This window comes from Nocardioides sp. AE5, from assembly GCF_031844485.1.
Classification (GTDB): Bacteria; Actinomycetota; Actinomycetes; order Propionibacteriales; family Nocardioidaceae; genus Nocardioides.
The window spans coordinates 519,734-541,741 of record NZ_JAUZVI010000002.1; the positions used below are offsets into that span (position 1 = coordinate 519,734).

Consider the following 22,008-nt stretch of genomic DNA (forward strand, 5'->3'; position numbering starts at 1 on the left):
CCGATGCTGATCAACATCCACCACGGCAACGCTGCCGAGCACCGGCGGTTGCTCATCTGCGGCGTGCTCTTCCTGGCGATGCTGATCGGCCTGCTCTCGCTCTCCATCGCGATCTACCAGAAGGTCTTCGAGCCGGTCACCATGGTCACGGTCAAGGCGGACCGGGCCGGCCTGCAACTGGCCAAGTTTGGTGACGTCCGGTTCCACGGCGCCCTGGTCGGGCAGGTCCGGGGTATCGAACAGGACGGCGAGGAAGCATCCATCAAGGTCGGCCTGAAGCCCGAGGCGGCCAGGATGATCCCGGCCAACGCGCGCGTCGAGATCATCCCGACCACGCTCTTCGGCCAGAAGTTCATCGCCTTCATCGCCCCCGAGGAGGCGGCGGAAGGTTCGATGTCCGACGGCGCCGTCATCCCCTCGGAGAGGGTGCAGACCAACGTCGAGCTGAGCCGGATCCTGGCCGACCTCTTCCCGCTGCTGCGCGCCGTCCAGCCGGCCGACCTGAACGCCACCCTGAACGCCCTGGCCACCGCGCTGCAGGGCCGCGGCGCGGACCTCCAGGAGACCCTGCTCGACCTGGATGACTACATCGGTGACATCGAGGACCACCTGCCCACGCTCCGCGAGGACCTGATCCTGCTGGCCGACGTCGCCGAGACCTATGCGATCGCGGCACCGGACCTGATCGAGGTGCTCAAGGACGTCACGGTGACCAGCAAGACCGTGGTCGAGAAGCAGGCCGACCTGGCCGCCTTCTTCGGCGACCTCACCGGAATGGCGGTCACCGCCACCCGGGTGCTGGGCGACAACGGCCCGGCCCTGATCCGGGCGATGGAGGTGACCGAGCCGGTCCTGGACCTGCTCGCCGTCTATTCGCCCGAGTTCCCGTGCCTGCTCGAAGGCCTGGACATCTACGACGACCGGCTCGGCGACATGTTCTCCGGCGACCGCGTCAAGCAGTACATCGAACTCGGCGCCACCCAGTTCGAGGGTTACAAGCCCGAGGACCGCCCGATCTTCGGCGAGGTCGGCCACGGCCCGTGGTGTGCCGGCCTGCCGAACCCGCCGGTCCCGTACCCGCCCGGCATCCGGCTCAAGGACGGCGACAACCGGAGCCTGGACACGTCACCCACGGCGCTGCTGCAGAACCCTGCCCGACTGCTGGACCTGCTCGGCCTGAGCCAGGCCTCCACCGCGGCGGATGGCGGCACCGGCACCATCACCGACGTGAACATGGGGTACGTCGGCACCGACGCCGACCGCCAGCTGACCAGCATGCTGCTGGCCGCCGAGTCCGGTACGGACGCCCAGGCCTTCGGATCGCTCGCCCCCCTCTACTACGGCCCCCTGCTGCGGGGTGTGGCCGGATGAGCCGCAACTCCACCACCCTGGCGGCCGGCATCAAGCTCGGCATCTTCACCGTGGTCAGCCTGCTGGTCACCGGCCTGCTGGCCGCGATCATGGGCAACTTCGGCTTCGGCGCCAGCAACGAATACAAGGCGATCTTCACCAGCGCCTCCCAGTTGCAGAAGGGCGACGACGTCCTCGTCGCCGGTGTCTCGGTCGGGGCGGTGAAGAAGGTCGAGCACCACAACCGGACCCAGGCGCTGGTCACCTTCACGGTCAAGGCCGATGTGGAGATGACCACGTCCACCCGGGCCGAGGTCCGGTTCAAGAACCTGGTCGGTGACCGCTACCTGGCGATCGAGGAGGGCGACGACCCGCAGGCGCCGGTGCTCTCCGCGGGCTCGACGATCCCGGTCACTAACACCAGCCCGTCGCTCGACCTGACCGTCCTCTTCGCCGGGTTCCAGCCGCTCTTCGCAGCCCTCGAGCCGCACCAGGTCAACGACCTGGCGATGAACCTGGTGCAGGTGCTCCAGGGCGAGGGCGGCACTGTCGCCAGCCTGATGCAGCACACCGCGTCGCTGACCAGCACCCTGGCCGACCGCGACGAACTGATTGGTGAGGTGATCACCAACCTCAGCCAGACCCTCGACACGATCAACGGGCGCAGCGGCCAGCTCACCGCCCTGATCCTCGAACTCAAGGGATGGATGCAGTCGCTGGCCGACGACCGGGAGACCATCGGTGGCTCGCTGGAGTCGATCTCCGACCTGACCGCCGTGGTGGCCGGCCTGCTCGAGGAGTCGCGCCCCCTGCTCAAGGCGGACATCGCCGAGCTGCGCAAGGTCTCCGAGCTGCTCACCGAGCCGGAGAGCATCGATGTGCTCACCGAGCTCTTCGAGCGGCTGCCCGAATCGATGACCGACCAGACCCGCACCGGCACCTACGGCTCCTGGTACAACTACTACCTCTGCGCGGCATCGGTGAAGATCCAGCTGCCGGTGGTCTCCGACATCCCGATCCTCAATGAGCTGCAGGAGATGCTCGGCGGGTTCAAGATCAAGTCGAACGCAGCGAGGTGCCAGTGATGGGGCACTACAGCGAGCGACAGATCCTCCGCCTCGGCGCCTACGCGATCGTGGTGGCCCTGCTCATCGTCGCGGCGGCGTTCAACCTCTCCAAGTTCCCGGGGTTCGGCGGCGACAGCTATTACGCAGACTTCGAGAACGCCTCCGGGCTGCGCAAGGGGAACATGGTCCTGGTCTCGGGGATCAGGGTCGGCCGGGTGCAGGACATCAGCCTGTCCGACGGCAAGGTGCGGGTGAAGTTCGAGGTCGACCACGGGGTCGAGTTCGGCAAGGAGAGCTCGGCCTCGGTCGAGGTGCTCAACCTGCTCGGCGAGAAGTACCTGCTGCTCACACCGGCCGGACCGGGCCAGCTGGACAGCGACGAGGTCATCCCGGTCGAGCGCACCAAGGCGGCGTACGACATCGTCGGCGTGCTGACCGACGTCGCGGAGACCTCCGAGGGCATCGACCACGACCAGCTGCGCCAGGCGCTGGCCACCGTCTCGGACACGGTGGAGGCCGCTGGCCCGGAGCTCGAGGCCGCCTTCACCGGCATCTCGTCGCTCTCCGAGTCGATCGCCAGCCGCGATGCGGAGCTGGAGACGCTGCTGTCCAGTTCGTCGGCGGTGAGCCAGGTCCTCAACGAGCGCAGCGGTGACCTGGTCAACCTGATGCAGAACGCCGACCTGGTCTTCGTCGAGCTGCGCGCCCGCAAGGACGCGGTCCACAACCTGCTGGTCAACGCCCGGGTGCTGGCCGACGAACTGCGCGGTGTCGCGGCCGACAACCAGGAACAGATCGGCCCGGCGCTGGCAGAGATCGACGAACTCCTCACCTTCCTCACCGCCAAGGAGAAGGAACTCAAGGAGACGCTGGCCGCCTACGGCCCGTACGCCGACATCCTCGGCAACATCATCGGCACCGGCCCGTGGTTCGACGCGTACGTCGTGAACCTGGCCGGCCTCGCCACCGGCGAGTTCACCCAGCTCGGGGAGGTGGAGTGATGCTGGCCCGGATCAACCCCCGCTCGGTGGCCGCCGCAGTCGCGGTGCTGCTGGTGATCGCGGTGCTGCTGATGTTCACCGGCAAGAGCGAGACGAAGACCGTCACCGCCCACTTCGACCGTGCGGTGAGCATCTTCGAGGGCACCGACGTGCGGGTGCTGGGCGTCAACGTCGGCAAGGTGACGGCGGTGGTGCCCGAGGGCAACTCGGTGCGCGTGGTGATGGAGTACGACGGTGACGTCGACCTGCCCGTCGACGCGAAGGCCCTGATCATCACCCCGACCCTGGTCGCGGACCGCTTCATCGAACTGACCCCGGTCCACACCGGGGGAGAGGTGCTGCCCAGCGGTGCGGAACTGGCGCTGGAGGACAACGGCGTACCGGTGGAACTGGACCGCATCTATGCCGGCCTGCGCGACCTCACCGAGACGCTCGGCCCCAACGGCGTCAACAGCGACGGCACCCTGGACCACCTGCTCACCGTCGCCCAGGAGCACCTGGTCGGCAAGGGACAGCAGGGCAACCAGACGATCCGCGACCTCTCCGAGGCGGCCGCGGTCTTCGGCAACAACAGCGGCGACCTCTTCGAGACGGTCACCAACCTCGCCGAGTTCACCGAGACCCTGGCGCTCAACGACGAACTGGTCGTCGCCTTCATGCAGGACCTGGCCGGGGTCTCCCGCGACCTGGCCGATGAGCGCGAGGAACTGGAGGCCGCCGTGGTCGCCCTGGCCGGCGCCGTCGGCACGGTGGAGACCTTCGTCAAGGAGAACCGCGAGGCGCTGACCACCGACATCGAGAAGCTGACCCGGGTGATCAAGAACATCGCCTCCGAGAAGGACAACCTCGACCTCGCCCTGACCGCGGGACCGGTGGGCATCGGCAACCTGGTCCTCGCCTTCGACGACAAGTCCGGCTCGATCGGCTCCCGCTTCGGGTTCCAGGGCAACGTGGCCGACGCGGACGGGTTCATCTGCGCCGTGGTCCAGCAGTCCGAATTGCCGCAGGCGGCCAAGGACCTCACCTGCACCATCCTGGAAGCGGCACTCGAGCCGATCCTCTCCCAGGCCAACCAGAACCTCCCGATCGCCGGTCCCGCCTCCGACGATCCGGCAAGCGGGCCCCATATGGCGTCGGGTTATGCCTCGAGCGGACCCGCCACCCTCGACCAGTTGCTGGGAGGTCGCTGATGGCAACGACGACCCTCCGGAACCGATGGACCCGACTGCTGCCCGCACTGCTGGCCACCTTGGTGCTTGCCCTGTCGGCCTGTGACTTCGACGGCGCCTATGACCTGCCCCTGCCCGGCTCCCCGGTGGACAAGGACCACGCGATCACCCTGACCGCGGACTTCGAGGACATCCTGAACGTGGTCCCCAAGTCGCCGGTGATGGTCGACGACGTCACGGTTGGCGAGATCGTCGAGGTGGACCGGGTCGGCTGGAACGCCCGGGTCACCATGCGGATCCGCGACGACGTGGTGCTGCCGGCCAATGCGGTGGCGATGATCCGCCAGACCAGCCTGCTGGGGGAGAAGTACGTCTCCCTGGAGGACCCGGTCGGCATCGAACCGGCGGGCCGGCTCAGCGACGGCGCCCACATCGCGCTGGCCGAGACCGGTCGCAACCCGGAGGTCGAGGAGGTGCTCGGTGCACTCTCCTTCCTGCTGACCGGCGGCGGTGTTGCCCAGCTGGGCACGATCACCGAGGAACTGAACCTGCTGATGGGCGGCGACGGCACCCCGGAACGGCTCAAGGCGCTGCTGGGCAACCTGGAGCGGGTGGTCGGCACCATCGACGACCAGAAGGCGGACATCATCTCCGCGATGGAGTCGATGAACACCCTGGCCGCGACCCTGAACGCCGAGCGCGACGCCATCGGTGAGGCGATCGACGTGATGCCGGCCGCGATCCACGTGCTGCGCGAGCAGCACGGTGAACTGGTCACGATGCTCAGCGCGCTGGAGCAACTCGGCGAGGTCGGCACCGAGGTGATCACCGCCAGCAAGGACGACCTGGTCTCCTCCCTCCGCTCACTGCAGCCGATCCTCACCAAGCTCAACGAGGCCGGGAAGTCCCTGCCCGCTGGCTTGTCGCTGATGCTGAGCTTCCCGTTCCCCGAGGAGGCACGCGACATCGTCAAGGGCGACTACGGCAACACCGAGATCCGCCTCGACGTCAACCTGGAGAACTTCCTCACCGACGCGCCGCTGATCACCCTGCCGGACCCGGGCGAACTGATCCAGAACATCACCGCCTGCCTGGCCAGTGGCAACCTCGGCAGCGCCCAGTGTGCCGCCTTCCTGACCAACCTCGACCTCTTCTCCGAGTTGCGCCAGGCCTGCACCGAGCCGGTGAACCGGCTCCGCGACGTGTGCAAGATCGTGGCCACCCTGCCCGGCGGACGGCTGCCCAGCCTGAGTGACCTGACCGACCTGCTCGGCCTGCCGGGGATGCCGGGTGGCAATCCGCTGCTGAACCTGCCGGGCCTGCTCGGCCTGAAACAACAGGCGACGGGCGCCACCGGGGGCACGCAGCCGGTCGACCTCTACGGAACAGGACTGGACTCATGATGACCGCAGGCGTCCGGGCCAGGCTGCTGGCCTTCGTCGTCCTCAGTGCCGTGGGGATCGTCTACGTGACCGGCAACTACCTCGGCCTGGTCGACCGCATCCTGGGGCGCGGCATCACCGTCCACGCCACCCTGCCCGACTCCGGCGGACTCTTCGTCGGCAGCGAGGTCACCTACCGCGGCGTGAAGGTGGGCAAGGTGACGTCGATGGACATCGATCCCGAGGGCCTGCTGGTGACGATGGACCTCGAGGAGGGCACCAGGATCCCGCAGGACGCGCCGGTGCGGGTGCACAACCTGTCCGCGGTGGGGGAGCAATACATCGACTTCGCCCCCGAGGACGGCGAGGGTCCCTACGCCGGCGAGGGGTTCACCTTCCGTGGTGACGCCGACTCCCTGCCGATCGGCGAGGACGAGGTGCTGATCAAGCTGGATGCCTTCGTCAACTCGGTCGACAAGGAGAACCTCTCCTCGGTGATCCAGGAGCTCGGCATCCTCTTCCGCGACACCGGGGAACCGCTGCAGCAACTGATCGACGGGGGCAGCGAGTTCATCGAGGTCGCAGCCGAGCACACCGACGAGACGATCAAGCTGCTCGACCAGGGACTGCGCGTGTTGCGCACCCAGAAGGAGCAGGGCGAGAACATCACCGCCTTTTCCCGCGACCTCGCCGCGCTGACCGACGTGATCAACCGCAAGGACCCCGAGCTGCGCCAGATCCTCGACGCATCGCCGTCGGCGCTGCGCGAGGTCAACACCCTGCTGACCGAGCTGGAGCCGACCATCCCGGTCCTGCTGGCCAACATGATCACCGTCAACCAGGTCGTGGTGAACCACCTGGACGGTGTCGAGCAGCTGCTCGTCTCCTTCCCGCTCGCGGTGGCCGGTGGCTTCACCGGGACGCCGGGCGACGGCTGGGGGCACGTCAACATCCAGCTCGCCCAGTCGCCGGGGCCCTGCCGGGGCGAGGGCTACATGCCGGCGAGTGAGTGGCGCCGCGGCGACCAGCTCAACGACACGGCGGTCTATCCCGCCCAGTGCCTCAACCCGGGCGACTCGGTCCAGCGCGGGTCGCTCTACGCGCCCGGTCGCACGGGTGGCGCCAATTCGACCGGCAAGGCCTACCGGGGCACCTACGACCCGCTGACCGGACTGGTCGACGCGCAGGACAAGGACGGCAACCAGGTCTCCGTACACTCGCCGAAGAACCTGTCCGTGCTCGGCAACGACTCGTGGAAGTGGCTCCTGGTGGGGCCGGTGGCTGAATAAGTGACTGAAGAACGACTCGACCCCGTCGTACGGCGCAACACCTGGCTCTACGTGGCCTTCGTGGTGACCGTCTGCCTCACCGCCGTGGTGGCACTCCTGGTCTTCAAGCCCGCCCTCGAGGCCCGGGCCGACCAGGCGCCGCTGGCCGACCGGACCGCGGAGGACGTCGACGAGCAGGTGTACGCCGACGTGCTCGAGGCTGCCACCGGGGTCACCACGGCCTTCTTCAACATCGACTACAACGACCTGGATGCGTCCCTGGAGCGGGTCGCTGCCGGGGCCACCGGTGAGTTCGCCGAGCAGATCGAGGCGTCCGACGACGGCCTGCGCTCGGCGATGACCGAGAACGAGACGGTCATCGAGAGCAAGGTCCTCGCGGCGGGCGTGGTGGCGATCTCCGACTACACCGCGCGGGTCCTGGTCAGCGTCTCCGGCGTCGTGCAGAACACCAGCACCGGCGGCAACCAGCAGGCCCGCGAGTTCCGGATCCAGGTCGACCTGGCCAACGTCCAGGGCGAGTGGCTCGTCAACGACCTCCAGTTCGTGGGATGACGCGATGAACGAGAAGCAGACACCGCGCCGGGTCGCCGGCTCCCGCAACCCGGTCTCCGCGCCGCGCCGGATCGCCGGGCGCCGGGAGCGTTCGGGCACCCCCGAGGCGGCACCTGTCGAGGAGACAGCGCCGACAGAGGAATCCACGGCGTACGTCGAGGAAGCGCCCGCCACGCCTGAAGCAGCGCCCGCCACCACGGAATCCCGCCCGGGACTGCTCGGACGCGGTTCCACCACCCGGGTGCTCGCGGTCCTGCTCTCCGTCCTTGCCGTCGCGAACCTGGTGATGCTCGGGCTCGCCGCCTGGCACCACTGGGGGAGTGACGACTCCTCCGCGACGGGGCAGGTGATCTCGTTCGACGATCCCTATGAGGTCCGCGAGGTGCCGGTGCAACTCACGGTGGCCGAGTGGAACGCTGCCAACAAGGCCGCCCAGGACGCCGTCACCGAGATGTTCACCTTCACCTGGCAGGACTACGACGAGAACGTGGCCGCGGCCCGGGACCTGATCACCGAGGGATTCCGCGCCGAATATGACCAGACCACGCGGGCCACCCGGGAGCGGGTGATGTCGGCGAAGGCGGAGTACGCCGTGGAGGTGGTGGGGCGCTCGGTGATCGAGGCGCGTGGCGACGAGGTGGCGACCCTGCTCTTCATCAACCAGACGGTGACCAAGGGCGCGGGTGAGGAGAAGTCCGCTCCCGAGCAGTACCAGTCGCGGGTCCGGGTCAAGATGGTGCGCACCGACGACGGCTGGCTGCTCGACGAACTCGCGCCGCAGTGATCCGGCCGCGCCGGCGCGCGGGGTTTGGTCTGGACATTGGCGCACGGGGCGACTAGTTTTGGTCAAACTAGAACACGTTCCAATTGCGTGTCCCGGTAGCGCCGGTGCAGCAGACACGGAAGGATCGCTCCATGACGACACCTCCGCCTGTCATCGACACCGACCTGGTCATCATCGGCGCCGGCCCAGCGGGCCTCTTCAGTGCCTATTACGCGGGCTTCCGCGGACTGCGCGTGGCCGTGGTCGACTCGCTCCCGGAGCTGGGCGGGCAGGTGAGCGCGATGTATCCGGAGAAGTCGATCCTTGACGTGGCCGGTTTCCCCGACATCAAGGGACGGGACCTGGTCAACGGCCTGGTCACCCAGGCCGCCACCGCCGCTCCGACGTACCTGCTGGGGCGCAGCGCCACCACCCTGGAGAGCACCGACGGCACGGTCCGGGTCGGGCTCGACGACGGCACCAGCGTCACCGCCGGGGCGGCCCTGATCACCGCCGGCATCGGCAAGTTCAGCCCGCGCCCCCTGCCGGCCGGTGAGGAATGGGTCGGGCGCGGGGTGGAGTTCTTCGTGCCCTCGTTCGCGCCGTACGCCGACAAGGACGTGGTCATCGTCGGCGGCGGTGACAGCGCCTTCGACTGGGCCCAGCACCTGGTGCCCATTGCCCGCTCGGTCACCCTGGTCCACCGGCGTACCGCGTTCCGGGCCCACGCCCGCACTGTCGAGCAGGTCCAGGCGTCGTCGGTCGAGATCATCACCCCCGCCCAGGTGGTCGCACTCCACGGCGAGGACACCCTGGCCGAGATCGAGCTCGACGTCGATGGCGAGAAGGTACGCCGTCCGGCCCAGGCCGTGATCGCGGCGCTCGGCTTCGTCGCCGACCTCGGCCCGATGAAGGAATGGGGCCTCGAGCTCGACAAGCGCCATGTGGTGGTCGACTCGGCGATGCGGACCAACCTGGACCGCGTCTTCGCAGCTGGCGACATCACCGAATATCCGGGCAAGGTCCGGCTGATCGCGGTCGGGTTCGGCGAGGCCGCGACGGCGGTCAACAACGCGGCGGTCGCCATCGATCCCGATGCACACGTCTTCCCCGGTCATTCCAGCGAGGGATGAACCGCTCCACACCGAAGGGATGGAACCAATGAAGGTCAAGGTCGACTTCGACCTGTGCGAGTCCAACGCACTCTGCGAGGCGCTCGCACCGGATGTCTTCGAGCTCGATGACGACGACTACCTGGTCGTCAAGCAGGACGAGGTGACGGACGAGAACCGGGACGGGATCCAGCGCGCCATCGCTGCCTGCCCGCGCTCGGCCATCTCGATGGTGGAGGACTGAGGCGGATGGCACAGACGTCGCTCGAGGGCCGGGTCGCCATCGTCACCGGTGCCGGTGCAGGACTGGGCCGTGCCGAAGCACTCGCCCTGGCCGGAGCTGGCGCCCGGGTCGTGCTCAACGACCTGCCCGGTGCTGCCGAGGAGGCGGCCGAGGAGATCCGCGCGCTCGGCGGAGAGGCCCGGATCGCGGCCGGGGACGTGGGGGAGCGGGCCACCGCGGACGCCATGATGGCCACCGCCCTGGACGAGTTCGGTGGCCTCGACATCGTGGTCAACAACGCCGGCATCACCCGCGACCGGATGCTCTTCAACCTGAGTGACGAGGAGTGGGACCTGGTCCTCAAGGTGCACCTGCGGGGCCACTTCCTGCTCACCCGCAACGCCGCCTCGCACTGGCGCTCCCAGTCCAAGGCGAGCGGCGAGCCGGTCTATGGCCGGATCATCAACACCGCCTCGGAGGCGTTCCTCTCCGGCTCACCGGGCCAGGCGAACTATGCCGCGGCCAAGGCCGGGATCACGGCACTGACCCTCTCGGCCGCCCGTGGCCTGGCCAAGGTCGGCGTACGGGCGAACGCCATCTGCCCCCGCGCGCGGACCGCGATGACCGAGGCGGTCTTCGGCGAGGACACCTCCGGTGAGGCTGTCGACCCCTACTCGCCCGACCACGTCGCACCGCTGGTCGCCTACCTGGCCTCCCCGGACGCCGACGGCATCAACGGACAGGTCTTCGTCGTCTACGGCGGGATGGTGGCCCTGCTGGCCCCGCCCGTGGTCGAGCAGCGCTTCGACGCCGCCGGCGACACCTGGGACGCCGGTGACCTGGCCAGCCAGGTCGGCGGCTACTTCGCCCAGCGCGAGGACCCCTCGCGGAGCTTCTCCGCGGACTCGGTCATGCAGTTGACCGTCTGAGCCAACCACCCGATCACGACATGCAAGGGAAGAACACCATGGGCCGACTGGCCGACAAGGTTGCCATCGTCACCGGTGGCGCGCAGGGACAGGGCGCCGAGATCGTCCGCGCCTTCGTGGCCGAGGGCGCCCGCGTGCTCATCGCCGACGTGGCCGACGAGCCTGGCCAGGCGCTGGCTGCCGAACTGGGCGACGCCGCACTCTTCGCCCACCACGACGTCAGCGACGAGGAGTCGTGGCAAGCCCGGGTTGCCGAGGTCAACGAGGCATTCGGGCCGGTGAACGTGCTGGTCAACAACGCCGGGATCCTGCGCTTCAACGCGCTCGAGTTCACCCCGCTCGAGGAATACCTGCAACTGGTCAACATCAACCAGGTCGGCTGCTTCCTGGGGATGAAGTCGGTGGCCCGCACGATGCGCAAGAACGGCGGCGGCTCGATCATCAACGCCTCCTCCGTCGAGGGCCTGGGCGGGATGCCGACCCTGGTCGCCTATTCGGCAACGAAGTTCGCGATCCGCGGGATGACGAAGGTCGCGGCCCTCGAACTGGGCCCGAAGGGGATCCGGGTCAACTCGGTGCACCCCGGCATGATCGACACCCCGATGACCCGGGTGCACGGCGGCGACGCCGCGATGGAGTTCGGTGCGTCCAAGGTGCCGCTGCGCCGGGTCGGTACGCCGTCCGACATCGCGCCGCTGTACGTCTACCTCGCCTCGGACGAGAGTGCCTACGTCAACGGAGCCGAGATCGCGATCGACGGCGGGGTCACCGCCACGCACGCCTTCGGCGGCTGACGGGGAGGGTTACCGGCTCAGCGCAGCAGCAGGCGGATGGCGACGGTCATCGACTTCTCGACGTCCTCCGCGCTGCTGCGCCCGGTGACCCAGCCGACCAGCGAGGAGAGCCAGACGTCGCCGATCACGCGGGCTACGGCAATCTCCTCCTCGGTGGGCTCGCCCTCGTCCTGGCGTCCGCTCATCGCCTCGGTGAGCATGCTGGTCAGGATCAGCCCCACGTGGTGGATCTCCGCAGAGACGCTGGCGTCGGCGAACATGAATGCCCGGGTCAGCGCTTCGGTCAGGTTCGGGTCCTTCTGCAGCGCCTTCGTGGTGCGGCCCAGGATCAGACCGACGCGCTCGGCCGGCGTGTCACCGGGGATCGGCTTGCCGGCGCGTCGCGCCTGCGCCTCCTCGAACTCGCGGCCCAGCGCCGAGACGAGCAGGTGGATCTTGGACGGGAAGTAGCGGTAGAGGGTGCCCAGGGCGACGTCGGCCTGCTCGGCCACGGCGCGCATCTGTACGGCGTCGAATCCGCCGTGCGAGGCAAGCGAGATGGTGGCGTCCAGGATGCGTCGACGACGCTCGCGCTGGGCTGCCGATCCCAGGTCTTCCTGGGTCAGCGAGTTCAGTGCATTCACTGGTTCGTCCTCTCTTCAGGGATACTCACGTGGTCCACGTCATAGGTGATCCGGGAGTGGTGAGCGGCCCCGGGCCGTTGGGCATGGTGCCTAGGCTACTGCGTCGTAGGCAATAATAGGAACATGTTCCACTTTGACGGCTCGTCGGAGGGACCAAGGGAAGGAAGGTGAGGGCCATGCGCATTGCACTGCTGTCCTATCGCAGCAAGCCGCACTGTGGGGGCCAGGGCGTCTACATCCGGCACCTGAGCCGGGAACTGGTCGCACTGGGCCACGAGGTCGAGGTCTTCTCCGGCCAGCCCTACCCCGAACTCGACGAAGGGGTCACCCTGACCAAGGTCCCCAGCCTCGACCTCTACCGCGAGCCGGACCCGTTCCGGATCCCCAAGCTGTCGGAGTTCCGCGACCTGATCGACGTCGAGGAATTCCTCACCATGTGCACCGCCGGCTTCCCCGAGCCGAAGACGTTCAGCAAGCGTGTCGCCAAGATCATCAAGGCCCGCCGCGACGACTTCGACATCATCCACGACAACCAGGTCCTCGGCTACGGGATGGTGGAGATCATGGATGCCGGCATCCCGCTGATCACCACGCTGCACCACCCGATCACCTTCGACCGCCGGGTCGACCTCGCGGCCGCGCCGAACCTGCGCAAGAAGTTGAGCCTGCGCCGCTGGTACGGCTTCCTCAAGATGCAGGGCAAGGTCGCCCGCCGCGCCGTACGGATCCTGTCGCCGTCGGAGTCGTCGGCCCGCGACATCGTCACCGACTTCGGCGTGGACCCGGAGCGGATCCAGGTGATCCCGCTCGGCGCCGACGACATCTTCGCGCCGCCCACCGAGCCCCGTGTGCCGGGCCGCATCGTTGCCATGGCCAGCGCGGACGCACCGATCAAGGGCGTCGCCACCCTGCTCGAGGCATTCGCCAAGCTGCGCACGGAGCGTGACGTCGAACTGCTCCTGGTCACCCGCCCCGAGCCGGGCGGGCGCACCGAGCAGCTGATCGAGAAGCTGGCGATCAAGGACTCGGTCCGGTTCGTGAACGGGATCAGCGACGCCGAGCTGGTCCAGGTGATGGGCTCGGCCGAACTGGCCTGCGTGCCCAGCCTCTATGAGGGCTTCTCCCTGCCCACCGCCGAGCTGATGGCCTGCGAGACACCCCTGGTGGTGAGCCGCGCCGGTGCCATCCCCGAGGTGGTCGGGCCCGACGGGCTCTGCGCCGACCTGGTCGAGCCGGGCAACGTGGAGGAGCTGCGGGACGCCATCGCGGCCCTGCTCGACGACCCTGAGCGCCGCGCCCGGATGGGCCGCGCCGGGCGCGAGCGAGTGATGGAGAAGTTCAGTTGGCGCGCCGTCGCAGCCGCGACCGCGGCCGCCTATGACGACGTACTTGCCCAGCACGACAACCAGAACACCAAGGGGTGACCACATGCTGACCGTCGACTTCGACCGCCTCGGCCTCAAGGCCGGCGAGCGGGTCCTGGACATGGGCGCGGGTGCTGGCCGCCATGCCTTCGAGATGTATCGCCGCGGCGCCGACGTGGTCGCCTTCGACCGCGACGCCGACGAACTGGCCGGCGTGCTGGAGATCTTCGGCGCGATGAAGGAGTCCGGCGAGGCACCGGCCGGCGCGGAGGCCGACATCAAGGAGGGCGACGCGCTCTCCCTGCCGTTCGCCGACGGCGAGTTCGACCGGATCGTCGCTGCGGAGATCCTCGAGCACATCAATGAGGACGTCCGCGCCATCGAGGAGCTCGTCCGCGTGCTCCGTCCCGGCGGCACCCTGGCCATCACCGTGCCGCGCTGGCTGCCGGAGGTGATCAACTGGAAGCTGTCGGCCGACTACCACAACGCCACCGGTGGGCACATCCGGATCTACACCGACCACGAACTGATCGACAAGGTGACCAAGGCCGGCCGGCCCAACGACGGTACGCCGGGCACCGCGATGATCTTTGAGGGCAAGGAATACACCCACGGCCTGCACGCCCCGTACTGGTGGATCAAGTGCGCCGTCGGCGTGGAGAACAACGACCACCCGCTGGTGAAGGCCTACCACCAGGTCCTGGTCTGGGACATCATGAAGACGCCCCGCTGGAGCGTCGCCACCCGGCTGGCCGAGAAGGCGCTCAACCCGGTGATCGGCAAGAGCATGGTGCTCTACTTCCGCAAGCCGGTCGATGCCTGAGGTGGGCCCGGACACGCCCGCGGTCCCCGGGATCCTGAGCGCCTTCGACGTCGCCGCGACCGCGGCCTCGATTGCCGCCATGCAGGAGCCCGATGGCGCCGTGCCGTGGACGACCGGCGAGCACACTGACGTGTGGAACCACGTCGAGGGCGCCATGGCGATGCTGGTCGGTGGTGAGGTCGAGGCTGCCGAGCGCGCCTACGAGTGGTGCCTGGCCACCCAGCGCGAGGACGGCTCCTGGCCGATGAAGATCGTGGCCGGCAGCGTCGAGGACGCCAGTTCGGAGACGAACATGTGCGCCTACCTGGCCGTCGGGATCTGGCACCACTGGCTGATCCGCCGCGAGGTGAAGTTCGTACGCCGCTTCTGGCCGGCGATCTGCAAGGCACTGGACTACGTGGTCTCGATGCAGTTGCCCTTCGGTGGCATCGCCTGGTCGCAGGAGGCGCAGGCCGACGGCACTCCCGGCGGCAAGGTCAACGCAGAGGCCCTGCTGGCCGGATCGTCCAGCATCTACCAGGCACTCCGTGCCGGGGTCGCGCTTGCGGACCTGCTGGACGACCCGCAGCCCGACTGGGAACTGGCCGGTGGCCGGCTCGGACATGCGCTCCGCCACCACCGCGACCTGTTCCTCGACAAGGCACAGTTCTCGATGGACTGGTACTACCCGATACTCGGTGGCGCGGTCCGCGGCGAGGCCGGTATGGAGATGATCGCCGAGCGGTGGGACACCTTCGTCGAGGACGGACTGGGCATTCGCTGCGTCAGCGAGAACCCCTGGGTGACCGGCGCTGAGACGTGCGAACTGGTGATGGCGCTCGATGCCCTGGGTGACCGGGACCGGGCACTGCAACTCTTCGCCGACATGCAGCACCTGCGCGACGAGGGTGGCCGCTACTGGACCGGGTACGTCTTCCCGGACAAGGTCAACTGGCCGCCGGAGCACACGACGTACACGGCGGCGGCGGTGATCCTCGCTGCCGACGCACTCGCCCACGGGACCGCTGGATCGGACATCATGCGCGGGACGAGCCTGGCCGCACACTTCGAGGAGATCGGGCTGGAGTGCGGGTGCGCGTCAGCCGACGCCCTCCCCGGCCGCTCCTGAGGTCCGCTCCAGCACGCGCATCGAGCCCAGCGCTTCCACCTCGGTGAAGGCGCCGCTGGCCAGGGCGCGCTGGAACACGTGGTACGGCGCCTGCCCGCCGTCGGCCGGGTCGGCGAAGACGTCGTGGATCACCAGGCGGCCACCGGCCTGGATCCAGTGCGCCCAGCCGGTGTAGTCGTTCTGCGCGTGCTCCTCGGCATGGCCGCCGTCGATGAAGAGCAGCGAGAGCGGGGTGCGCCAGTGCTGGCTCACCGTGGTCGACTTGCCGATCACCGCGATCACCTGGTCCTCCAGGCCGGCACGGGCGATGGTCTTGCGGAAGAACGGCAGCGTGTCCATCAGGCCGAACTCCGGGTCGACCACCTCGGTGTCGTGGTGCTCCCAACCGGCCTGGTTCTCCTCCGAGCCTCGGTGGTGGTCGACGGTGAAGAGGACGCCGCCGACCTCGCGGGCAGCGGCACCCATCCAGATCGCGGACTTGCCGCAGTAGGTGCCCACCTCCAGGGCAGGTCCGGTGGGCAGTTGTGCGCGGGCCACCCGGTGCAGCAACTGGCCCTCGTCCTCGGGCATGAACCCCTTCGCGGCACGGGCATGGGCAAGAAGATCGGTCGGCATCACACCGGACAGCCTATTCATGGCAATATTGGAACACGTTCTAGTCACTCTCCCTCCAGGCACCAGGAGCATCCGTGTCCCTCGGCATCAGCGACGAGCACCGCGAACTCGCCGGCACCCTGCGCAAGTGGGCAGCCTCCCTCGACCCGGTGACCGCCGTCCGTGCGGCCGAGGAGGACCCCTCCGCCGACTTCGGCGACCAGTGGCAGGCCGTGGTCGAGATGGGCCTGCCCGGGCTGGCCGTCCCGGAGGCCGCCGACGGGGGCGGGGGATCGGTCCTCGACCTCGCGGTGGCGCTGGAGGCGTGCGCGGCCGAACTCGTCCCGGGGCCGCTGCTGGCCACCGCCGCGGCCTCGCTGCTGGTGCCGATGCTCGGACCTGACCTGGCCGCTGGCGAGGCACGGATGGCCCTCGGCCCCGAGCCCACCCTGGCCACCAGTGGTGACCGGCTGACCGGACACGTCGAGGTGGTCTGGGACGCACCGGGCGCCACCCACTTCCTGCTCGGCGCCGACGACGACGCGTGGTACGTCGTACCGGGCCGGCGCGTCCGGGTCACCGCACGGATCGCGCCGGACCTGACCCACCGTTTCGGCCGCGTGGAGGTGGATGCGTCCCTGGCCGAGGTGGACCGTGTCCACGACCTCGACACGGCGGCCCTGCGGCGTACGTTGGTCGCCCTGGCTGCCGCCGAGGCCTCGGGCATCGCCCGCTGGTGCCTGGCCGCGGCGGTCGAGCATGCCCGGGTGCGTGAGCAGTTCGGCAAGCCGATCGGCTCCTTCCAGGCGATCAAGCACCTGTGCGCCGAGATGCTGGAGACCTGCGAGGCGATCACCGCCGCGGCGTGGGACGCCGCGAGTGCACCGGCGGGCGACCAGGCAGCGTTCGCGGCCGACGTCGCCGGGGTGATCGCCCTGGACGGTGCGGTCAAGGTCGCCCAGGACTGCATCCAGGTGCACGGCGGGATCGGCTTCACCTTCGAGCACGACGCCCACCTCTACCTGCGCCGGGCGATGACGCTGCGGAGCCTGCTCGGCACCGGTGACCGGCACGCGACCGCGCTGGCCGCTCGTGCCATCGCCGGCGAGCGGCGCCGGGTGGAGATCGACTTCGCCGGCGAGGACGGGCCGGTCCGTGACGAGATCCGACCGCTGACGGCGGAGATCGCCGCGCTGGACCCCGATCGGCGGGTGGGTGCGTTGGTGGATGCCGGGCTCTACATGCCGCACTGGCCCGCGCCGTACGGGCTGGACGCCTCGGCCCTGGAGCAACTGGTCATCGATGACGAACTGGCCGGGGCCGGGGTGGAGCGACCCGACATCAAGATCGGGGCATGGGCGGTGCCGACGATCCTGGAGCACGGCTCCGACGCGCAGCGGGAGCGGTTCGTCCGCGCCACCCTGCTCGGCGAGATCACCTGGTGCCAGCTCTTCAGCGAGCCCGGCGCCGGCTCCGACCTGGCCTCGCTGCGCACCCGGGCGGTGCGGGCCGAGGGTGGCTGGCGGCTGACCGGTCAGAAGGTGTGGACCTCCCTGGCCCAGGACGCGGACTGGGCGATCTGCCTGGCCCGCACCAATCCGGAGGCCCCGCAGCACAAGGGGATCAGCTATTTCCTGCTGGACATGACCAGTGACGGGATCGACGTACGGCCGCTGCGCGAGATGACCGGCGACGCCCTCTTCAACGAGGTCTTCCTCGATGACGTCTTCGTGCCCGACGAGATGGTCGTCGGCGAGGTCGACAACGGGTGGCGGCTGGCCCGGACCACGCTGGCCAACGAGCGGGTGGCGATGGCCGGCGCGAAGCTGGACGTCAGCGTCGAGCGCGCGGTGCGCCTCAGCGAGGGGCGCCCCGAGACCCATGCCCGCACCGGGCACGCCGTCGCGCTGGCCACCGTATGTGCGCTGCTCGGGGTCCGTTCCACGCTGCGGTCACTGGCCGGCCAGGGGCCCGGGGCCGAGTCGAGCGTGGCGAAACTGCTCGGCGTACGGAACCGCCAGGACGCCTCGGAACTCGTGGTGGACCTGCTCGGCGAGCAGGTGGCCAGTGGCAGCGAGGAGGCCGCTGCTGCGGTCCACGAGGCACTGCTCACCCGGTGCCTCTCGATCGCGGGCGGCACCACCCAGGTGCTCCGCAACGTCGCTGCCGAGCGGATCCTGGGCCTGCCGCGCTGATCAGTCCGCCGCTTCGGCGTTCGCGATGATCTCCTCGGCGTCCACCTCGGACGGCTCGACGCCCTGGCGGTAGCCGTTCCAGTGCCAGTGCAGGTAGCGGTCGACTGCCTTGACCGCGTGCCCGCATCGGACCGAGTTGAAGATGTCGTAGGCGTGCTGGGCGCCGGGCACCTCGGCGTACACCACGGACGCGTCGGAGACCTCACGGAGCCGGCTGACGAAGAGGCGCGCCTGTTCGACGGCGACCAGGGTGTCGTTGGTGCCGTGCATCACGAAGAAGTCCGGTGCATCCGGGCCGATCCGCAGGATGGGGGAGCCGGCCTCGAAGATCTCGGGGTTCTCGGTCCACCGCTTCTTCACCACGCGCGGTGCCAGGAAGCGGTCGCGCATCTGGGTGGCCCAGGAGATCCCGGTGGCGCCGGCGAAGTCGTAGACGCCGTAGTGCGGGACCGCCACCTGCACGGAGGTGTCGGCGTCCTCGAAGCCGGGCTGGAACTGCGGGTCGTTGGGGGTGAGGGCGGCGAGTGCGGTCAGGTGGCCGCCGGCCGACCCGCCGGTGATCGCGATGTAGTCCGGGTCGCCGCCGTAGTCGGCGATGTTCTCCTTGACCCAGGCGATCGCCCGCTTGACGTCGATGATCTGTGCGGGGAACGGATTGCGCGGGGCGAGGCGGTAGTTGATCGCCACGCAGACCCATCCCTTGCTGGCCAGGTGGGACATCAGCGGCAGTCCCTGCTGCTTCTTGTCGCCGACCGTCCAGGCGCCACCGTGGACCTGGAGCAGGACGGGAGCCTTGGCCAGGTCCACGCCGCGGGGGCGGTAGATGTCCAGGCGTCCGCGGCTGCGGGTCTCCGGGTTGTAGACGAGGTCGCGGGTCACCTCGACGTCGGGGGAGACGATCCGGAACGGGTTGACCAGCGACTTCCAGTCCGTGGCCAGTTCGGCAGGAGACGGCGCAGCGTCCAGGCGCTCCACGTAGTCCACGCCGATGCCCTCGACCAGGGCCTCCTCGACGCCGTCCTTGAACTGTTGCGAGGAGCGGATCACGTGGACCAGGCCCGCGGTGCTGGCAGCGGCCAGGGCGAGGCCCAGTTTGCTGCGTCGTCGCGGCGCCAGGTGGGCCGCGGTGTCCGCGGCGGTGAGGGCGAGCAGGTGGGGGGCCATCTCGTTGGTGAACCACCCCGCTGCGAAGGAGCCGATGCCGGCGCGCATGCCGGGCAGGGGGCGGAGGGCGTTGCCGACGAGGGCGGCGGTGATCAGTTGGCGGCGTAGGTAGGACACGTCGTCCATGCTATCGACCCCAACCAGTCAGTTGACGTGAACCACGCCATAAAACTAGAACAGGTTCTAGGAATGGGGGTACTATTCGGACATGGAACGACTCAGCGGACTCGATGCCAGCTTCCTCTACCTCGAAACGCCCGAGCAGCTCATGCACGTGTGCGGCCTGATCGTCCTGGATCCGTCCACCATGCCCGAGGCCTACACCTATGAGCGGCTCCGCGACGCGATCGAGTCCCGGGTCAGCCAGGTGCCCGAGTTCACCCGGCGCCTGCGGCGGGTCCCGCTCGACCTGGACCACCCGGTCTGGGTGCGCGACCAGCACTTCGACATCGAACACCACGTGCACCGCCTGGCACTGCCGGCCGCCGGCGGGTACGACGAACTGATGGCCCTGTGCGGTCACCTGGCCGGCCTCACCATGGACCGCAGCCGCCCGTTGTGGGAGATGTGGGTGATCGAGGGGTACGACGACAAGGTCGTGGTCTTCTCCAAGATGCACCACGCCACCGTCGACGGCGCGTCCGGCTCGAACCTGATCTCGCACCTGTGCTCCCTGACCCCGACCGACGACCCGATCGCCGCCATCGGAGAACACTCCAATGACCGGGAACCGGGCAGCCTGGAACTCCTGGGGCGTGGCGTCCTGGGCACGGTCAGCCGTCCGTTGCGGATCCCCGGACTGCTGCGCCCCTCTGCTGCACTGGTCACCAAGAGCGTCAGCCGGGCCCGGGCGGGCACGGCGATGGCGGCACCGTTCACCGCGCCGCGGACCTCCTTCAACGGCACCATCACCCGGCGGCGCACGATCGCCTGCGCCGACCTGCCACTGGACGACATCAAGGCGCTGAAGAGCGCCACCGGCGCGACGGTCAACGACGTCGTGCTCACCATTGCCGGTGGTGCACTGCGCAGCTATCTCCTCGAGCGCGGCGAACTGCCCTCGTCGACGCTGCTGGCGACCGTGCCGGTGTCGGTGCGGGAGAAGACGCAGCGCGACGGAGGCGCCAACAAGGTCTCGGCACTCTTCGCCAAGCTCGGCACCGACATCGAGGATCCGCTCGAGCGCCTGGAGCAGATGGCCGAGGACAACCGCAACGCCAAGGAGCACCAGCAGGCGATCCCGGCCGACGCGCTGCAGGACTGGGCAGAGTTCGCCGCCCCGCGGACCTTCGGGCTCGCCGTCCGGGCGTACGCCGGACTCCGCCTGGCCGAGAAGCACCCGGTGGTGCACAACTTGGTCATCTCCAACGTGCCCGGCCCGCCGATCCCGCTCTACTTCATGGGCGCCCGCATCGACGCGCTCTATCCGCTCGGCCCGGTCTTCCACGGCGCCGGGCTCAACCTCACGGTGATGTCCAACAACGGCCAGGTCCACGTCGGGGCGATCGCTTGCCGCTCCTCGGTGCGCCACCCGGACGAGCTGGTCAAGCACTTCCCAACCGAGATGGCACGCCTCCAGGAGGCCGTCGCCGCCCGCTGATCAGGCGTCGAAGTCGCCGACCCGAGCCTGGACGGTCGAGCACGCCTCGACGAAGGCCGGCACGAAGACCTCGGCCTCCAGCACCACGCTGGCGTGCCCGGCGTCGATCTCATGGATGGTCGCGCCGGGGATCCGACGGGCCAGGTCGAACTGGCGCTGCGGCTCGATCACCTTGTCGCGCAGGGTGACCACGACCGCGACGGGCACGTCGATCTTGCCCAGCCAGGGGCGGGAGTGGTGGCGCCCCAGCGCGGCGACGGCCTGGGCCACCGCCCACGGACTCGTGGAACGGAACTCGGCCAGGGCGAAGTCGTGGATGTCGGACGGCGCCAGGTCCAGCGCCTCGCCCGCACTGCGCAGGGCGCGCGACGCCGTACGCGACTGGGCCAGGCCGCGCAGCGTCCCCATGGACAGTTCCATCGCCTGGTGGAAGACCCGCTCGGAGACGGTGCTGCGGAACCGGTCCGTGGTGGCCCCCAGGACCAGGCCGGCCACGCGGCCCGGGTGCTGGCGCCAGACCCGCTGGGCCACGATCGAGCCCATCGAGAAGCCACCGAAGAGGGCGCGCTCGATCCCCAGCACGTCCAGCAGGGCAACCGCGTCGTCGGCGCAGTCGGCGAGGGAGAACTCGTCGGAGGTGATCCCGCGCCCGTGCCAGCGCTGGTCGAGGGTGATCACGCGGAAGCGCCCGGCCAGTGCCGGGATGGTGGGATACCAGGTCAGTAGGCCGGTGGTGCCCAGGGCATGGAGCAGCACGATGGCAGGGGAGTCCGGGTGGGGGCCGGGGGTGTCGGTGACGAACGTGGAGCCACGCCCGGGAAGGTCCACCATGGCGCCCACGGGCACCTCGGCCCCGGGCATGTGGACCGCGGTGCGCAGCAACTGGCGCGGTGAGGTGATCACTGG

General features: G+C 69.1%; 21 protein-coding genes. 17 read left to right on the forward strand and 4 right to left on the reverse strand.

Going from position 1 to position 22,008, the window contains the following annotated elements; all coding sequences use genetic code 11:
* The first annotated feature begins 3 nt into the window (after nucleotides 1-3).
* From Q9R27_RS05625 to Q9R27_RS05680, 12 genes are all read left to right on the forward strand, one after another.
* The gene (locus Q9R27_RS05625) at nucleotides 4-1,371 is read left to right on the forward strand and encodes an MCE family protein (RefSeq protein ID WP_311251357.1); all 1,368 of its coding nucleotides are present in this window, start codon (nucleotides 4-6) and stop codon (nucleotides 1,369-1,371) included.
* Nucleotides 1,368-2,435: an MCE family protein gene (locus tag Q9R27_RS05630; protein ID WP_311251358.1), complete on the forward strand. Its 1,068-nt coding sequence runs from the start codon at nucleotides 1,368-1,370 to the stop codon at nucleotides 2,433-2,435. The genes Q9R27_RS05625 and Q9R27_RS05630 overlap by 4 nt, the downstream gene beginning before the upstream one ends.
* A complete protein-coding gene (locus tag Q9R27_RS05635) occupies nucleotides 2,435-3,418 on the forward strand; it encodes an MlaD family protein (RefSeq protein ID WP_311251359.1) in 984 nt (327 codons plus the stop codon). Before Q9R27_RS05630 ends, Q9R27_RS05635 begins: the two co-directional genes overlap by 1 nt.
* Nucleotides 3,418-4,608 carry an MCE family protein gene (locus Q9R27_RS05640; RefSeq protein ID WP_311251360.1) on the forward strand — a complete coding sequence of 397 codons (1,191 nt, stop codon included), beginning with the start codon at nucleotides 3,418-3,420 and terminating at the stop codon, nucleotides 4,606-4,608. The genes Q9R27_RS05635 and Q9R27_RS05640 overlap by 1 nt, the downstream gene beginning before the upstream one ends.
* On the forward strand, nucleotides 4,608-5,990 hold the full coding sequence (locus tag Q9R27_RS05645) for an MCE family protein (protein WP_311251361.1): 1,383 nt from the start codon (nucleotides 4,608-4,610) through the stop codon (nucleotides 5,988-5,990). The genes Q9R27_RS05640 and Q9R27_RS05645 overlap by 1 nt, the downstream gene beginning before the upstream one ends.
* Nucleotides 5,987-7,258 (forward strand): MlaD family protein, encoded by a 1,272-nt coding sequence (locus Q9R27_RS05650; RefSeq protein WP_311251362.1) that lies wholly within the window; start codon nucleotides 5,987-5,989, stop codon nucleotides 7,256-7,258. Before Q9R27_RS05645 ends, Q9R27_RS05650 begins: the two co-directional genes overlap by 4 nt.
* Nucleotides 7,259-7,810, forward strand: a complete 552-nt coding sequence (locus Q9R27_RS05655) for a hypothetical protein (RefSeq protein WP_311251363.1) — start codon at nucleotides 7,259-7,261, stop codon at nucleotides 7,808-7,810.
* Nucleotides 7,811-7,814: 4 nt separating this feature from the next.
* Nucleotides 7,815-8,594: a hypothetical protein gene (locus tag Q9R27_RS05660; RefSeq protein WP_311251364.1), complete on the forward strand. Its 780-nt coding sequence runs from the start codon at nucleotides 7,815-7,817 to the stop codon at nucleotides 8,592-8,594.
* A 131-nt stretch (nucleotides 8,595-8,725) separates the two neighbouring features.
* Nucleotides 8,726-9,706: an NAD(P)/FAD-dependent oxidoreductase gene (locus tag Q9R27_RS05665; protein WP_311251365.1), complete on the forward strand. Its 981-nt coding sequence runs from the start codon at nucleotides 8,726-8,728 to the stop codon at nucleotides 9,704-9,706.
* Nucleotides 9,707-9,734: 28 nt separating this feature from the next.
* Nucleotides 9,735-9,929, forward strand: coding sequence for a ferredoxin (locus tag Q9R27_RS05670; protein WP_311251366.1), 195 nt, complete (start codon nucleotides 9,735-9,737; stop codon nucleotides 9,927-9,929).
* 5 nt (nucleotides 9,930-9,934) lie between these two features.
* Nucleotides 9,935-10,837, forward strand: a complete 903-nt coding sequence (locus Q9R27_RS05675) for a 3-oxoacyl-ACP reductase (protein ID WP_311251367.1) — start codon at nucleotides 9,935-9,937, stop codon at nucleotides 10,835-10,837.
* 20 nt (nucleotides 10,838-10,857) lie between these two features.
* The gene (locus tag Q9R27_RS05680) at nucleotides 10,858-11,631 is read left to right on the forward strand and encodes a glucose 1-dehydrogenase (protein WP_311251368.1); all 774 of its coding nucleotides are present in this window, start codon (nucleotides 10,858-10,860) and stop codon (nucleotides 11,629-11,631) included.
* A gap of 17 nt (nucleotides 11,632-11,648) precedes the next feature.
* On the opposite strand, the gene kstR is transcribed toward Q9R27_RS05680, so the two are convergent.
* Complete coding sequence (kstR, locus tag Q9R27_RS05685) at nucleotides 11,649-12,254, reverse strand: cholesterol catabolism transcriptional regulator KstR (RefSeq protein WP_311251369.1); 606 nt, start codon at nucleotides 12,252-12,254, stop codon at nucleotides 11,649-11,651.
* 176 nt (nucleotides 12,255-12,430) lie between these two features.
* Here kstR and Q9R27_RS05690 point away from each other — a divergent pair, with 176 nt between their 5' ends.
* The 3 genes from Q9R27_RS05690 to Q9R27_RS05700 are packed head-to-tail and all read left to right on the forward strand — an operon-like array spanning nucleotide 12,431 to nucleotide 15,549.
* A complete protein-coding gene (locus tag Q9R27_RS05690; RefSeq protein WP_311251370.1) occupies nucleotides 12,431-13,678 on the forward strand; it encodes a glycosyltransferase family 4 protein in 1,248 nt (415 codons plus the stop codon).
* 4 nt (nucleotides 13,679-13,682) lie between these two features.
* Complete coding sequence (locus tag Q9R27_RS05695) at nucleotides 13,683-14,441, forward strand: class I SAM-dependent methyltransferase (RefSeq protein ID WP_311251371.1); 759 nt, start codon at nucleotides 13,683-13,685, stop codon at nucleotides 14,439-14,441.
* Nucleotides 14,434-15,549: a prenyltransferase gene (locus tag Q9R27_RS05700; protein ID WP_311251372.1), complete on the forward strand. Its 1,116-nt coding sequence runs from the start codon at nucleotides 14,434-14,436 to the stop codon at nucleotides 15,547-15,549. The genes Q9R27_RS05695 and Q9R27_RS05700 overlap by 8 nt, the downstream gene beginning before the upstream one ends.
* Here the strand turns inward: Q9R27_RS05700 and Q9R27_RS05705 are convergent.
* Complete coding sequence (locus Q9R27_RS05705) at nucleotides 15,520-16,164, reverse strand: class I SAM-dependent methyltransferase (RefSeq protein WP_311251373.1); 645 nt, start codon at nucleotides 16,162-16,164, stop codon at nucleotides 15,520-15,522. The two genes, Q9R27_RS05700 and Q9R27_RS05705, sit on opposite strands and share 30 nt — an antisense overlap.
* A 74-nt stretch (nucleotides 16,165-16,238) precedes the next feature.
* Between Q9R27_RS05705 and Q9R27_RS05710 the strand changes: the two genes are divergently transcribed.
* Nucleotides 16,239-18,338, forward strand: a complete 2,100-nt coding sequence (locus tag Q9R27_RS05710; RefSeq protein WP_311251374.1) for an acyl-CoA dehydrogenase — start codon at nucleotides 16,239-16,241, stop codon at nucleotides 18,336-18,338.
* Here Q9R27_RS05710 and Q9R27_RS05715 read toward each other — a convergent pair whose 3' ends face one another.
* Nucleotides 18,339-19,628 carry an alpha/beta hydrolase gene (locus tag Q9R27_RS05715; protein WP_311251375.1) on the reverse strand — a complete coding sequence of 430 codons (1,290 nt, stop codon included), beginning with the start codon at nucleotides 19,626-19,628 and terminating at the stop codon, nucleotides 18,339-18,341.
* A gap of 82 nt (nucleotides 19,629-19,710) precedes the next feature.
* Here Q9R27_RS05715 and Q9R27_RS05720 point away from each other — a divergent pair, with 82 nt between their 5' ends.
* A complete protein-coding gene (locus tag Q9R27_RS05720; RefSeq protein WP_311251376.1) occupies nucleotides 19,711-21,102 on the forward strand; it encodes a wax ester/triacylglycerol synthase family O-acyltransferase in 1,392 nt (463 codons plus the stop codon).
* Here Q9R27_RS05720 and Q9R27_RS05725 read toward each other — a convergent pair whose 3' ends face one another.
* Nucleotides 21,103-22,005, reverse strand: coding sequence for an alpha/beta hydrolase (locus Q9R27_RS05725; RefSeq protein ID WP_311251377.1), 903 nt, complete (start codon nucleotides 22,003-22,005; stop codon nucleotides 21,103-21,105).
* Between the last annotated feature and the right edge of the window lie 3 nt (nucleotides 22,006-22,008).

What these genes read in the sequence shown, in the direction of transcription:
- Q9R27_RS05625 (WP_311251357.1), top strand. Translation starts at nt 4, where the DNA reads ATGCTGATCAACATCCACCACGGCAACGCTGCCGAGCACCGGCGGTTG.
- Q9R27_RS05630 (WP_311251358.1), top strand. Translation starts at nt 1,368, where the DNA reads ATGAGCCGCAACTCCACCACCCTGGCGGCCGGCATCAAGCTCGGCATC.
- Q9R27_RS05635 (WP_311251359.1), top strand. Translation starts at nt 2,435, where the DNA reads ATGGGGCACTACAGCGAGCGACAGATCCTCCGCCTCGGCGCCTACGCG.
- Q9R27_RS05640 (WP_311251360.1), top strand. Translation starts at nt 3,418, where the DNA reads ATGCTGGCCCGGATCAACCCCCGCTCGGTGGCCGCCGCAGTCGCGGTG.
- Q9R27_RS05645 (WP_311251361.1), top strand. Translation starts at nt 4,608, where the DNA reads ATGGCAACGACGACCCTCCGGAACCGATGGACCCGACTGCTGCCCGCA.
- Q9R27_RS05650 (WP_311251362.1), top strand. Translation starts at nt 5,987, where the DNA reads ATGATGACCGCAGGCGTCCGGGCCAGGCTGCTGGCCTTCGTCGTCCTC.
- Q9R27_RS05660 (WP_311251364.1), top strand. Translation starts at nt 7,815, where the DNA reads ATGAACGAGAAGCAGACACCGCGCCGGGTCGCCGGCTCCCGCAACCCG.
- Q9R27_RS05665 (WP_311251365.1), top strand. Translation starts at nt 8,726, where the DNA reads ATGACGACACCTCCGCCTGTCATCGACACCGACCTGGTCATCATCGGC.
- Q9R27_RS05670 (WP_311251366.1), top strand. Translation starts at nt 9,735, where the DNA reads ATGAAGGTCAAGGTCGACTTCGACCTGTGCGAGTCCAACGCACTCTGC.
- Q9R27_RS05675 (WP_311251367.1), top strand. Translation starts at nt 9,935, where the DNA reads ATGGCACAGACGTCGCTCGAGGGCCGGGTCGCCATCGTCACCGGTGCC.
- Q9R27_RS05680 (WP_311251368.1), top strand. Translation starts at nt 10,858, where the DNA reads ATGCAAGGGAAGAACACCATGGGCCGACTGGCCGACAAGGTTGCCATC.
- Q9R27_RS05690 (WP_311251370.1), top strand. Translation starts at nt 12,431, where the DNA reads ATGCGCATTGCACTGCTGTCCTATCGCAGCAAGCCGCACTGTGGGGGC.
- Q9R27_RS05695 (WP_311251371.1), top strand. Translation starts at nt 13,683, where the DNA reads ATGCTGACCGTCGACTTCGACCGCCTCGGCCTCAAGGCCGGCGAGCGG.
- Q9R27_RS05700 (WP_311251372.1), top strand. Translation starts at nt 14,434, where the DNA reads ATGCCTGAGGTGGGCCCGGACACGCCCGCGGTCCCCGGGATCCTGAGC.
- Q9R27_RS05705 (WP_311251373.1), bottom strand. Translation starts at nt 16,164, where the DNA reads ATGCCGACCGATCTTCTTGCCCATGCCCGTGCCGCGAAGGGGTTCATG.
- Q9R27_RS05715 (WP_311251375.1), bottom strand. Translation starts at nt 19,628, where the DNA reads ATGGACGACGTGTCCTACCTACGCCGCCAACTGATCACCGCCGCCCTC.
- Q9R27_RS05720 (WP_311251376.1), top strand. Translation starts at nt 19,711, where the DNA reads ATGGAACGACTCAGCGGACTCGATGCCAGCTTCCTCTACCTCGAAACG.